This window comes from Clostridium sp. AF37-5 (genome assembly GCF_003477605.1).
Lineage (GTDB): Bacteria > Bacillota > Clostridia > Lachnospirales > Lachnospiraceae > Eubacterium_F.
In genome coordinates this window covers 3,931-16,652 of the sequence record NZ_QUDR01000027.1, presented here as the reverse complement: position 1 = coordinate 16,652, position 12,722 = coordinate 3,931, and the positions used below count along the sequence as shown (strand labels likewise).

At 38.4% G+C, this 12,722-nt stretch carries 14 protein-coding genes; 2 read left to right on the top strand and 12 right to left on the bottom strand.

Features of this window, described 5'->3' with window-relative positions; translation table 11 throughout:
- Positions 1-11 precede the first annotated feature (11 nt).
- From DW019_RS13380 to DW019_RS13365, 4 genes are all read right to left on the bottom strand, one after another.
- Positions 12-764, bottom strand: a complete 753-nt coding sequence (locus tag DW019_RS13380; RefSeq protein WP_022375975.1) for an amino acid ABC transporter ATP-binding protein — start codon at positions 762-764, stop codon at positions 12-14.
- Positions 748-1,458, bottom strand: a complete 711-nt coding sequence (locus DW019_RS13375) for an amino acid ABC transporter permease (RefSeq protein WP_022375976.1) — start codon at positions 1,456-1,458, stop codon at positions 748-750. Before DW019_RS13375 ends, DW019_RS13380 begins: the two co-directional genes overlap by 17 nt.
- A gap of 49 nt (positions 1,459-1,507) precedes the next feature.
- On the bottom strand, positions 1,508-2,392 hold the full coding sequence (locus DW019_RS13370) for a transporter substrate-binding domain-containing protein (protein WP_117477910.1): 885 nt from the start codon (positions 2,390-2,392) through the stop codon (positions 1,508-1,510).
- Positions 2,393-2,510: 118 nt separating this feature from the next.
- Entirely contained in the window at positions 2,511-3,245 is a 735-nt protein-coding gene (locus DW019_RS13365) for a LytTR family DNA-binding domain-containing protein (RefSeq protein ID WP_182431149.1), read from the bottom strand.
- 117 nt (positions 3,246-3,362) lie between these two features.
- Between DW019_RS13365 and DW019_RS13360 the strand changes: the two genes are divergently transcribed.
- Positions 3,363-3,944 carry an accessory gene regulator B family protein gene (locus DW019_RS13360; protein ID WP_117477908.1) on the top strand — a complete coding sequence of 194 codons (582 nt, stop codon included), beginning with the start codon at positions 3,363-3,365 and terminating at the stop codon, positions 3,942-3,944.
- Positions 3,945-4,084: 140 nt separating this feature from the next.
- On the opposite strand, the gene DW019_RS13355 is transcribed toward DW019_RS13360, so the two are convergent.
- From DW019_RS13355 to DW019_RS13320, 8 genes are all read right to left on the bottom strand, one after another.
- On the bottom strand, positions 4,085-5,353 hold the full coding sequence (locus DW019_RS13355; RefSeq protein WP_118443897.1) for a GHKL domain-containing protein: 1,269 nt from the start codon (positions 5,351-5,353) through the stop codon (positions 4,085-4,087).
- Between the two features lie 11 nt (positions 5,354-5,364).
- A complete protein-coding gene (locus tag DW019_RS13350; RefSeq protein WP_022375981.1) occupies positions 5,365-5,700 on the bottom strand; it encodes a helix-turn-helix transcriptional regulator in 336 nt (111 codons plus the stop codon).
- A gap of 172 nt (positions 5,701-5,872) precedes the next feature.
- Complete coding sequence (locus DW019_RS13345; protein WP_118443896.1) at positions 5,873-6,844, bottom strand: polysaccharide deacetylase family protein; 972 nt, start codon at positions 6,842-6,844, stop codon at positions 5,873-5,875.
- Positions 6,845-6,856: 12 nt separating this feature from the next.
- On the bottom strand, positions 6,857-8,059 hold the full coding sequence (locus tag DW019_RS13340) for a DHHW family protein (RefSeq protein WP_118443895.1): 1,203 nt from the start codon (positions 8,057-8,059) through the stop codon (positions 6,857-6,859).
- A gap of 12 nt (positions 8,060-8,071) precedes the next feature.
- Positions 8,072-9,484: an MBOAT family O-acyltransferase gene (locus DW019_RS13335; RefSeq protein WP_118443894.1), complete on the bottom strand. Its 1,413-nt coding sequence runs from the start codon at positions 9,482-9,484 to the stop codon at positions 8,072-8,074.
- Between the two features lie 13 nt (positions 9,485-9,497).
- The gene (locus tag DW019_RS13330) at positions 9,498-9,995 is read right to left on the bottom strand and encodes a DUF4358 domain-containing protein (protein ID WP_118443893.1); all 498 of its coding nucleotides are present in this window, start codon (positions 9,993-9,995) and stop codon (positions 9,498-9,500) included.
- A 2-nt stretch (positions 9,996-9,997) separates the two neighbouring features.
- Positions 9,998-11,083, bottom strand: a complete 1,086-nt coding sequence (locus DW019_RS13325) for a GDSL-type esterase/lipase family protein (RefSeq protein ID WP_118443892.1) — start codon at positions 11,081-11,083, stop codon at positions 9,998-10,000.
- A 139-nt stretch (positions 11,084-11,222) separates the two neighbouring features.
- Entirely contained in the window at positions 11,223-12,089 is an 867-nt protein-coding gene (locus DW019_RS13320) for an Rpn family recombination-promoting nuclease/putative transposase (RefSeq protein WP_182431148.1), read from the bottom strand.
- Positions 12,090-12,309: 220 nt separating this feature from the next.
- On the opposite strand from DW019_RS13320, the gene DW019_RS13315 reads away from it, so the two are divergent.
- Positions 12,310-12,722, top strand: a 413-nt coding sequence (locus tag DW019_RS13315) for a hypothetical protein (RefSeq protein WP_347474425.1), incomplete at its 3' end; no start/stop codon positions are given.

Below are 12,722 nucleotides of genomic sequence, written 5' to 3'. Positions count from 1 at the left end.
TCTTATAAAATCTATACCAACACTTTTGAAAGAAAATCTTTCAGTCTCGGATTCTTTGGATGATTAAAAAACTCCTCCGGCGTAGCTTCCTCTAAGATTTTTCCATCGTCAATAAAGATTACCCGGTTTGCTACTTCCTTGGCAAATCCCATCTCATGAGTGACAATCACCATTGTCATTCCTTCATCTGCAAGACTCTTCATCAGGTCCAAAACTTCACCAACCATCTCCGGGTCCAGTGCACTTGTTGGTTCATCAAACAAAATCACATCCGGATTCATTGCCAGTGAACGTACAATCGCTACACGCTGCTTTTGTCCACCGGATAAGGTAGAAGGATACACATCTGCTTTGTCCTGCATATTGATACGTGCAAGAAGTGCCATCGCCTGCTCGCGAATCTTTTTAACCTCTTCTTTGCGCTTTGCACCGTGCAGTCCCTTGCAGCGGACATGAACCGGCGCCAGCATAATATTTTCTAACACCGTTTTATTATTAAACAGATTAAAATGCTGGAAAACCATACCCATATGGCGTCGATGCACATTAATATCTACATGCGGATCTGCAATATCTACATCATTAAAAATAATCTGCCCACCTGTAGGGTCTTCCATACAGTTTAAGCATCGAAGAAACGTACTTTTTCCTGAACCACTTGGTCCGATGACAACCACGATATCGCCCTTGTTGATGGTAATATCAATTCCGTTTAATACATCATGACTGCCAAAACTTTTTTTCAAATTAATTACGTCTATCACTTTTTCTCAGGCTCCTTTCCATGCATTTGATTCCGAGTGAAATAAGCAACACCAGTGCAATGTAAATCACTGCCATCACCAGATAAGGAACCATAAATTCATAGCTGTTACTGCCAATATAGTTAAATGCCACATAAAGGTCAGCCGCACCAACAAAACTTACAACAGAAGTCTCTTTAATTAAGGCAATAAACTCATTTCCGAGTGTTGGCAAAATATTTTTTACCGCCTGTGGAATCACAATTTTTCGCATTGTCGTTGCAAAACTAAGTCCCATCGCACGTCCGGCTTCCATCTGTCCGCCATCTACGGACAAAATACCGGCACGCATCATTTCTGAAATATAGGCACCACTATTCAAACCAAACACAAGCACAGACACCTGCACACCCGTAAGTTTTACTCCGATAATCGGAAGCAATACATAATAGCACACAAGCAACTGCACTACCATCGGTGTTCCACGGAACAAGCCAACATAAAAAGAACAAAAACCATTCAAAATTCTTGGCAGTATCTTGTATTTTGGCACAACACGTACAGTCGCAATCAAAATACCTATAATAATACCAATCAAAAGACCGGCAATTGCAATAATCAATGTATTCTGCAAGCCTTCTATTACCTTCTGATATCCATTCTGCTCAAAGAAAATTTGCTTAAACGCTTCAATTTTTAATCCAAAATTATCCATATCTACCTCGTAAAAAGCAGGTCCGTATGAATCACGAACCTGCTGACTATTACTGCATTTTGTTAATTGCTTCTGTAATACACTTAGCCGGTGCAGAATCGATGACTACATAATTGATGTTACCATTAATCAAATCCTGTACTGCTAAAGAACCATTTTTATAACCGGTTGTGGTTACTTTGTAACCTTCAAAGCCCCAGCTCTTGTCACCTTCGCAGTAGAACTGACCGGTTGTACCGTTCTGCACACCAATCGTTACACTCTTATCTTTTGTTTTCAAAATCTTTTCAATTGCTGCCTTATCTTTACAGTTATCAAACTCTGTGCTGTCACCTTTGACAATCAGTCTCTGTGCTGCATTATAATAAGGATCCGTAAAGTTTACATATTTCTTTCTGTCTTCTTTAATCGTAAGACCTGTCATGGCAATATCACTCTTATGCTGTCCAACTGACAAGCAGACGGAATCAAATTCCATGTTCTGGATTACCAGTTCTTTGTTCAATTTTTTTGCAAGTGCAGCCGCAATTTCCATATCAATACCATAGTAACTGTCGCCCTTCATGTATTCAAATGGCTCAAAAGAAGCATTCGTTGCAACCAAAAGCTGGTCTTTCGATGTATCAAGTTTCTCGGATTTTACCGGTGTTGGATTTCCGCCACCAAAATATTTGTTACAGATTTCATCAAACGTTCCATTATCTTTAATCTCTTTGATAAAATCATTGACCTGTGTCAAAAGTTCCGGTTTGTTTTTATCTACACCAAACGCATACTCTTCACTAGTCAAGTCTACATCAATCACCTTAACAGCCTGCTGTTTTGTCTGGTTGTCGCTCTTCTTTGCATCATTTCCGCTATCGGAACTGCCACATCCGCATACAGCCACCGCCGTCATAATTACGGTAAGACCCATTGCTATTAACTTTTTCATTGTTCATCCTCCTAACATGTTTTCAATATATTCGTGTTATTATACCATGAATAGGAAAGATTTTCAATGTTTGGAGAAAAGATTTTGCCCAATTTACCAAACAGCATTTTTTTGTTACTCAAATAATTCCCCGTGCTTTCATTTTCTTTATAAAATCATTTTTCAAAATCGGTCCAATTTCCAAACTGCCAAAATTATCCGCTAACAATATGTAGCGGTTAACTGTATCTACTTTTTTCACAAATTTCAAATTTACAATCACGCCACGCTTACATAATACAAAATTATCGCTGTCCAACTCCTTTAACAGACTGTTACAAGTTTTATACGGAATCTCAATCCGACCCGACGTTGTTACAATCTCTAAACGATGGTTTACACTTTCTACATATACAATTTCCGAAACGGCAATCATTTCTAACATTCCTTCTGTCCGAAACATCAGTGACCGGTCCTTTTCCTGTACCGTTTCATAGCGAATTGCCTCTTGAATTGTTTGCTTTACTTTTTCAAAATCAAACGGTTTTTCGATAAATTGGTAACAGTGAACAGACGAATACATACACATTTTCGGATCATACATGGAAGTAATGATAAGAATTGGCGTAAACAAATATTTATCAACTTTTCTTATATTCTGAGCAAATTCCCCACCGGATACATCATCGTGCTGTTGTGGATGTAAAATAATATCTACCAAAAACAAGTCAATTGTTCTCTTCATTGCAATATCATACGCCGTCTTTTCATCTGCAGCCTCATAAATTACGGCATCCGAATGCACTTCCTTTACCAGACCGGCAAGCACCTTTCTGGTCTCACTTTTGTCTTCTAAAATCAGTACCTCTTTCATTTTCATCCTCTCCTTTGTTTCGTCTTTTGGTATTTTGTTTATGAAATCACCTAGTTCGGTAAATATATCCGTTTCGTCTTAAGTTTGCCCTTATACTATTCGCGAGGGGGCGAAGCAATGAAAATACATGACTACTTAAAAAATAATTACGGTTATTCTGATTTTCAAATCGGACAAATACGCTATACGATAATTAGTATTCTTTCAGACGTAAGTAAACTTATCATAATGGGTATTTTCTTTATTCTGACCGATTACTTTTTTCAATATCTGGCAGCCATTGCTACTTTACTTGTACTTCGGACATGTACCGGTGGACTGCATTTTAAGCATTACTTCAGTTGTTTGGCATTGTCTTTTTTTCTTTTATATATAGGCATATGCCAACTCCCAAAAATATTGCTTCCCCGTCCCCTCTACTTTGTCCTGCTTTTACTATGTATACTCATCAATTATTTGTTTGCACCAATTGTCTCTTCGTACCGTCCTATTCCAAACGGTATTCAGATACGAAAAGCCAAACGTCAGGCTTTTCACATCATTACCATCTACGCGCTTATCATGTACATTGTTCCGCCAAACCAGTATATCATCACTGGTTTTTGGATAATTATGCTGCAATCTTTTCAACTGCTTGCAGCAAAAATTGTGAGAAAGGAGGTGCCTCATGAAGCGTCTATCGAAATCATGGATATTTAAGGCTTGTAATTTTTGCATTGCCTTTGCAGGAATCCTTCATTGGACAAAGATGAGTTTGTTATTATTCGGAGAACAACCATATCCTACCGAAAATGAAAAGTAATTCATTCTTGCCATTCATTTTTGTCAGAGAGCAGCTATTATGTTCTCTGACTTTTCTCTATTGTGAAATCAAACACAATCCGGGTATTCTCATTCTCCTCACAATATATTCTTAAATCACACTCATACTCCATCAAAATATCCTTTGCCTTAGATAATCCGATTCCTCTGTTTTGTGCCTTTGTTGAATATCCCATTCCCATAAGTTGTATGAGCTCCTCCTGCTTATAATAGCGCGAATTATTCTTTACTGCTACATGTATTATATCTGTCATTTCCCGCATCTCTACCCAGATATTTTTCAAATCATAATCTTGTACGGCTTCAATTGCATTATCTAAAAGAATGCCTAAAACTTCAATCAGTTTATAATCTGGTATTTTACATTGTAATTCATCTACCTTAATGTCGTATGTTATCCGACATCCCTTAGACTCGGCTTCTATAAATTTAGAATACAAAAATGCAATAACTATTGGAGAATTACTAGAAAGTAATCGTGCATATCGATTTTCCTCCATAATTTCATCACAATATTTTTTCTGTAAGGCCACCAATGTATCATAATCCTTTGCCATCAAATGATGACTATAGATTGCTGTTATATGATTATGAAAATCATGTTGTTTTTTTCTCATTGAATCAAGCAATTGCGTATATACACCATCGTAAGTTTTATGTATTTCATATTCCCTTTCTTTCGATAGTTTTTCATATTTCTCCTGTTGCCATCGAACAATTAGCACAGCAATTAAAAGTGTCCATATGCCAAAAATGATGTAGTCTGTCACCCTAAGATACTCTTCCATTTTATAAATAACTAACAAATAAACTGCACCTACAAGACACAATATTGTTGCCACGTAAATCCACCGATCATAATTCAAAATTATATTTGATATTTTATAAAGTAAACCCTTCTTACCAAGAATAAGCATCAATATAATCATGAAAACATTTACGCTAATAACCAATAAATCAATTGACAGATATCCTTCCAGTATAAACGCCGGAATCGAACATACAACTTGTGAAAACACTCCAATAATGATAAAAAGCACTAAATTCACATTTGCTTTTCGTATTGAACACTTAAATTTCAACAATTCATATATGTAAATTCCCACATACCCAAAGAAAGCCATCCCCTTGGACAGCCCAAAATAATTTGCCGATTCAATTAAAGTAACCTCTGCTACCATAAAAACCGCATCATAGATGCTAAAATAATACCTCTTTCCAAATAAATAATTCACACAAATAAGTGTAGCCGCCATTTCCAATATGGTATTTATCGCCGTCAGCATAACCTATCTCATCATCCCTTCAACACTTTTTCCAACATATCCGTATACCACCGAATCTTGCTAATTGCATTTTCTGGTGTCAATTGTTCTTTATCCATGCACTCCATATTCAAACATATCGGGTCTGTTGTCAAACCATAAATAAAATTCATATCACAATGTAACTGGTTTGCCAGTATATAGGCATATGCGCTGGATAACCCTGTCTCACCACGTTCAATACGATACACTCCATCTTCTGAAATGTGAAAGATATGTGCCAAATCCTTGCGGCTAATCCCCTGTGATTCACGAAACTTTTTCACATTCGCCCCAATAATCTCGTCTTCACGGCTGATATCACTCATAAATATGCTCCTTTGCTCTTTTCTTAAATGATAGCAATAAATCGCATATATCTGTTCGGTATTATCCACCATTTTATCGGTGTTTATTCCCGTTTCAGTCATATTTCTGTGATAATAGATAAAACCAAGCGAATTCTAAAATAATAGCTGCCCCTTTACGAGGCAGCTATTATTACACTTTCTCCCCCTTCGGATACACATCATTGCAATCCCAGCGTGGAAGTGCAAACCGGTTATCAACGCCTAATTGTGCCCCCCTTGCTTCAACCGAAACACCCAGGCCACAGCCCTTTTGTTTCACATAAGAAATCACTTCCTCACTGTAATTTCCATATGGATAATTCATAACAAAACACTCTTTATCGATAATTTCGTCCATCGCTTCTAGTGCCATATCTATATCTTTTTGCATCTGCTCTTTCGGAAGTTTGGCAAGCCAGTAATGGTCATAACCATGAATTCCAAAGAACATGCCATTTTTCTTCATTTCTTTCATCTGTGAAAAATTCATATACAATTTCTCTGCAAAAGTGCTCTCCTCACATCCCACATATTTTTGAAACAGGTGCTTTGCGATTTCCGTCCGGATTTCTTCAGGCAGAGCATTTTGCAATAGCCGCTTTACAAAAATAACCTCACCCGGATCCCAGCGATTAGCAACCGCAAGATTTTGATATAATTCCTCATTGGACAAAAGAGTTACACCCTGATTTCGATAAAAATCCATCTCTTCAAAACAATCGGCTACCAGCTGTTTCATTGCCAAGCTCCCCTTCAACTCTACAGCCGCCAGAATAAAATGAATCCGGTTTACCGTCAATAATTTGTTTTCCTTCCATGCCATTGTATTTGGAAAGAAAACTCCCTGCACTCCGACCTTTTTCAAAATCGGATAAACAACCTCATAATGATCAATATACCCATCATCAAACGTCAGAACAAAACCATTTTCCGGAATGTCTGAAAAAGCATTTTTCTGATATGCTGCAAGAATCTCATCCATTCGCACCGGTGTATAATGCTCCAAAAGATATGCAAGCTGTTTCTCAAACAATTCTTTGTCAAGTCCCTTAATGGTCGGATACTCGCTGTTTTTTAAATCACGCACGTAATGATACATAATAAAATGTACTGTTTTTTCCACTTTAATTGCCTCCTATCCAAGTAAGTCATTCATGTCAAATTCTTTCATGGTACTTTCTCCTTTACGGATATCCGCAAGTTTTTCCAGTTTTTTATTTTGCAAAAATTTTTCTGTATTATATAAAACAAGCACATCCGTAATATCCGAATTTGACGACAAAAGATTTCCCATTGCCATTTTCCCGTAACGATAATCAATCATAATTATCTTATCAAAATGTTCCGTCAAAAATGGAACAAAGCAGTTAGCGAATGAATCTTTTACCAAAAGAAGCGTTTTACCCGTATAGGCTTTCGTCGTAATTTCCACTTGAAACGAATTTTTCTTCATAAAATACTGATAACGATTAAACCCTTTTTTCGCCTCATTGGGGAAATATAAAGAAGAATAGGTTTTCTCTTCATCATCAAACACTACTTTTGTTTTCACCGGATTTTTGCTTTCAAATTTTTCCACCACATCCGCCACACCACCGGCATGAATCTTATTATAGGTAGTCCCATAAAAATCATCAAATACAGATACGCGCTTGAAATCGGATAAATCTTTTGCTTTCCGTCCGGTTTGAAGTGCCCATGCACGATATGCATAATAAGCCCCAAGACTTGTCCAATGATGATCCGTCCGATAGTAAATATATTCCTCATTATGCGACTGCATCGTTTTCGTTAAATCGTATATCAAGTTAGGCTCATCAACTTTTGTCTGCAAATCCCGAATCATAGACTGCCAGTCTATCGTGTCTGCGTAAGCAGGCAAAACATTTGTAAGCGCTGTCGTTTTCGATGGAACAAACATTGCCCTCACATGCTTCCTGCCATATCTTTTTTCCGTTTCATTGAGAAACGTTGTCAGATATGTTTCATTTTCCTTTATCTGCCCTGAATCAAAATCCGCCTTTTCGTATTTTTCAAGCAGGTAATTATTTTTGCCAAGATAAACGCCATTAAAGTCTTTTTTCCCAAGGGCAACCTGCTCTCTCACTGCCAAGTCCACCCATTTGTCACGGAAGAAAAACTGATCACTTAAATATGTATCATATTCCTTTTGAAATTCTCCCGATAAAATGCGCTTTGCCGTGATTTTCGGTCTCTTAGCCAGTTCACGGTTCTCCACATCTGAAAACTCCCGGTCCGGCAGAACAAAAGAAGCCACCGTACCGCCAAAAAGTATGACAAAAAAAACAATGAGCATTGCCAGTTTCATCTTTCTCATCCACCACACCTCCTAAAATCGAAAATATAAAAAAGGATTATACGAAGAATTGACTAACAGCGCAACACTCAGTATAAAAACAACAACGACAAACAACGTACCACACACTTCTCGACGCATGGTCTTCTCCGGCAAAAAGAATCGGTTTATACAGGTGCGAAGCAGCGAAACCGAACCAATAATGGCAATCACAAGTAAAATCAGGTAAGAGGAAAGCAGATACATTGCCTCTCGATTAACAAAATTTCCACTGATGCCAAATAATGTTTTGAAATAATTTGTTCCATCTGCCATATCCTGCCACGAAAAAATTCCCCAGCCAAGAATCACAAAAAACATCGTATATAAATGCATGAAAAAAGATGGCAGACGGCTAAATACCGGCTTCCACAACAATTTTTCAATCATAAGAAGAATTCCGTAGTAAATTCCCCATACAACAAAGTTTCCATAAGCCCCATGCCACAATCCGGTCAAAAGCCATACAATAGAAATATTTAAAATTTGTCTGCCAAATCCCTTTCGATTGCCACCTAACGGGATATAAACATATTCCTTAAACCATGTACCAAGAGAAATGTGCCATCTGCGCCAAAACTCGGTAATACTTTTCGATTCATACGGATGCTTAAAGTTTTCAGGAAAAGAAAATCCAAACATCGAGCCAAGTCCGATTGCCATATCTGAATAACCGGAGAAATCAAAATATATTTGTAACGTAAATGCAATCACACCAAGCCATGCAGAAACCGTTGTCAAATCCGCCGCCCCCATGCCGGCAATTTCACGAAAGAGATCGCCAATCGGATTGGCAATCAACACTTTTTTCCCGAGACCTATCATAAATCGAACAATTCCCTTACTAAATAAATCAATTGTTTCTTTCCGTTTTACCATCTGTTCTTCCACTGTCTGATAGCGGATAATCGGTCCGGCAATCAATTGTGGGAACAACGCAACATAGGTTCCAAACGTCACAAAGTTTTTCTGCACCTTCACTTCTTTCCGGTACACATCAATCACATAGGACATCGTCTGAAAAGTGTAAAAAGAAATACCAATCGGCAGAGGAAGATTTAACTGCGGCATTTCTACACCTGCCATATATCCGGCCATCCGCAAAAAAAAGTCCGCATACTTAAAGAACCCTAACAAAAGCAGACTGACTACGCAGGCAATTGTTAAGGAACAAATCTGTCCTCGTTTATTTTCTCTTTTCTGATAATAAGAAAGACGAAGTCCGGCGCAATATGCTACAAGTATAGAGAACAGAATCAAGACAATATAAACCGGCTCTCCCCATGCATAGAAAACCAAACTGCCCCCAAAAAGAACCGCATTGCGGAATCTCCTTGGGGTGCAGTAATAAACAACTAACATAATCGGCAAAAACCGAAACAAAAACAATAAACTACTAAATACCATGAGGCAGCCTCTCCTACAATTTCTTCTTCAATGCCGCCTGTCCTTTTTTGTTGACAGCTTTTGACGGAGACATTGCAATATACCAGACAAAAGTTCCTTTTTTCCCATAAATTGCATTCTTAAATACTTTCTGCTCAGTTTTAGAATAATCACTTAAATAATCACTCTTGCTATTTGCCTTCTGGTACTTTTTCAAAGCATTATATAATTTTTTCGCACCTTTTCCATTTTTTGCTTCCATCACACAAAGGCTGTACGCCTCTTTTGAATCACATACATACTGAATCGTTTTCACCTGGCTGCGAACTGAGTGAGTAAGCGCTCCAAAGTCCAGTGCAGCCGCCGAAGAATATTTCAATTTCTTTGCACCACCGGTTGTTTTTAACGCATACCCGCAAAGTGTCTTGCAACTTTCCTTTTTCTTTGCCGCCTGTCCCATCTGTGGAAACAGACTGATACACATAATTACCATGCATACAACCGCTGCTATTCTCATGCCGTATTTTTTCATCTTTATTTTCCTCCTCGACCATCTCTCTGTCTATCATATTTTGCCAGTATCTTTCCGAACTTAGCATATGCCGGCGGTTTCCAATGATATCCGTCTCCTGTTGCATAAGCCGCCTTCAAATACCCTTTTGAATCTTTCAAAAAATCGGTATAATCCAAATAGGTAACGCTCATCTTCTTCGCCAGTTTCTTTAACTTTCGATTAAAGACCGGTCGCTGCCAGAATCCCGGATGTCTTGCTTTTTCTGCACGCGTCACCGGTGAAATTGCACACACAATAATATCCGTATCCGGACAAGACTGCTTAATTGCCTCTAACATGTCACGGTACTCACTTAACATATTACTAATCTTCTGATAATGAATCTCGTTCATACCAAGCATCATATACACGCGGTATGGTTTGGCAGCAATCAGCTTCTGAAGTCCGGTTCTTCCATGAAACACTCTCTTTGTATGGAATGTCACCGTATTCAGTCCCCGGTATGCAATCGTCCTCTTTTTACCACCAATCGGCATATGGGCGAAACCACCTTCGTATGTCAAGCCTTCCGTAATCGAATCGCCGGCAAACACTGTTGTCCTCACATACGTTTTCATCTTCTTAGAAACAACTTTAGAAGGATTGCTATCGGTCTCCGACAGCTGCTTTTTCTCTCCTGCCGTTATGTAAAAATAATATTTCTTTTTGTTTTTCAGTTTTTTCACAAGGCAGACATTATTTTTTGTTGAAAGCTTCTTTCGATATTTTCCATCTTTCTTTGTTGAAACAAAAACATGATAATACTTTGCCTTCTTTTGTTTCTTCCATGTCAGCTTTACACTGTGGGTGGAAAAACGAACTACCTTTACTTTTTTTACACTAGGCAATTTCTCTACCGGTACAGCCGGTGTTTGCACTGGTGTTGCCGGAATTTCTGTCGGCATAGGCGTACTCGTTGCCCCTGCGTCCGGTGTCACCTCAGGCAATGCTGTCGCCATCTCCTGTCCCTTCACCATCGTAGCACTCGGCAATGACCGAAATGGCACAAGGCTAACAATAGCTGCTGCTGCGCATACCGTCAAAACAACTCGTTTCTTTTGATTCATCTCTTAAACTCTTCTTTCTGTTTTTTTCACATCCGTATGTATTATACGCTTATCTATTATACTAGTCAATTATTGTTGATTTTTCCAAATTTTAACCATCTGGTTTTAAATGGCACTATGCCAACCGCTAATAAATTTTCTATACATTCCAACCATTTTCTCTAATTATTTTCCAAATTTCTTCTTCCGATTCTTCACACTCGTCAGCAATTTGTGAAATTGACTTTCCTTTATTTAATTTTTTCTGAATCTGTACACGCAAGCCTTGGCCAATTCCTAATTCGATTCCCTGCTCAATCCCTTGCTCGATTCCCTTTGTAATCCCTTCTTTCAATCCTTGCTCACGCCCCTGTTCATACTTCTCATCCATCTTCATTTCCAGCGTCATATAATCATCCCTCCATTCCGTATCTCGCCGGATTTCCAGCACGCGCTGTTCCAGCCGCTCCGTAAACCCATCCGTCGGAGTCTTTGTTTTCAGGTAATCAAGAAGATGCGCAAGTTCCTTCGGCACACCTTCTCTGCTTCCGTTTATGTTAATAAAAATCGTTTTCCTTTTATCCTGCAAATGAATCTCTGTATCCTCACGGCAAATCGATTCAAATGTATATACACTCCGATTTTTGGCAAACAAGTCAAAATTACAAACAAAAATAACAATCGAATGTTTTAGGTTTCCATACTTCTCTCCCTCGGCAATCTGGTAACTGTCCATCTCGCTGTGGTAATACCGGCTCCGCAGTGGCAGTTCTCTCATCTTCGTCGTCTGCATCTCAATGTCATAGGCGTTTTCCTTTTTGTCCTTTGCATAAACATCAAGACGGACACCCTTCGCGTGAAAATTCGATTTCATGCTCACCTGGGTTCCCACGACGACAATTTCCTCAATCTCAATCCCAAGGATTCTCTGTAAAAACTCTCGGCAATCCTCGGAATTGCTTAACACGGTGCAAAACATTACATCATCGGTGATGCCGATTTTGTCAAAATCAATGTGTCTTCTCATATGACATACCTCCCTCTCAGGGAGATGTCCCATGTGCTAACCTCCCTGCTTTTTCAATTTTGTTTTTTATGATTTAGCAGTGAAGTTTTTTCTCGATACTCTATACTATTTGACTTTTTCTGATAATGTTTGGACTTTCTGCTTGTGCATATCTTAACACAGCTAAATATAGATTGCAACACAAAAAAATCGTACTAAACAAAAAAGAGGAGGATTCCCTATGGTTTATTTTACAACAAATACTTATACATTGAAACGGGAAATTTTAAATTTTACAAATAAAATTTTCAAACAGCTTTCGAAACCGGAACGCAAATTCACTGCTGATATGACTTACGGTATGCTTGCTGCCGGAAGCTGTCTTCTGACTGATGTTGTAGATCAGCTTCATGAAGATTCCAAAAAGATAAATATTGTAGATCGTCTTTCCAGACATCTTGATAAAGGTATTCCTGCACAAGCTGCATCTTCTTATCTTCAGCAGATCAAGAAATGGGTTCCTTCCGAACCGGTCATTCACATTGATGACAGTGATGTTGTAAAATCGGGCGGCTACAAATTTGAATCGCTCGGCATCGTACGGGATGGTTCGGAAAGCACATCTGCTAAAAATGTTTATAAAAAAAGGCTACC

What these genes read in the sequence shown, in the direction of transcription:
- DW019_RS13375 (WP_022375976.1), bottom strand. Translation starts at nt 1,458, where the DNA reads ATGGATAATTTTGGATTAAAAATTGAAGCGTTTAAGCAAATTTTCTTT.
- DW019_RS13370 (WP_117477910.1), bottom strand. Translation starts at nt 2,392, where the DNA reads ATGAAAAAGTTAATAGCAATGGGTCTTACCGTAATTATGACGGCGGTG.
- DW019_RS13365 (WP_182431149.1), bottom strand. Translation starts at nt 3,245, where the DNA reads ATGAAAGAGGTACTGATTTTAGAAGACAAAAGTGAGACCAGAAAGGTG.
- DW019_RS13360 (WP_117477908.1), top strand. Translation starts at nt 3,363, where the DNA reads ATGAAAATACATGACTACTTAAAAAATAATTACGGTTATTCTGATTTT.
- DW019_RS13355 (WP_118443897.1), bottom strand. Translation starts at nt 5,353, where the DNA reads ATGCTGACGGCGATAAATACCATATTGGAAATGGCGGCTACACTTATT.
- DW019_RS13350 (WP_022375981.1), bottom strand. Translation starts at nt 5,700, where the DNA reads ATGAGTGATATCAGCCGTGAAGACGAGATTATTGGGGCGAATGTGAAA.
- DW019_RS13340 (WP_118443895.1), bottom strand. Translation starts at nt 8,059, where the DNA reads ATGAGAAAGATGAAACTGGCAATGCTCATTGTTTTTTTTGTCATACTT.
- DW019_RS13335 (WP_118443894.1), bottom strand. Translation starts at nt 9,484, where the DNA reads ATGGTATTTAGTAGTTTATTGTTTTTGTTTCGGTTTTTGCCGATTATG.
- DW019_RS13330 (WP_118443893.1), bottom strand. Translation starts at nt 9,995, where the DNA reads ATGAAAAAATACGGCATGAGAATAGCAGCGGTTGTATGCATGGTAATT.
- DW019_RS13325 (WP_118443892.1), bottom strand. Translation starts at nt 11,083, where the DNA reads ATGAATCAAAAGAAACGAGTTGTTTTGACGGTATGCGCAGCAGCAGCT.
- DW019_RS13320 (WP_182431148.1), bottom strand. Translation starts at nt 12,089, where the DNA reads ATGAGAAGACACATTGATTTTGACAAAATCGGCATCACCGATGATGTA.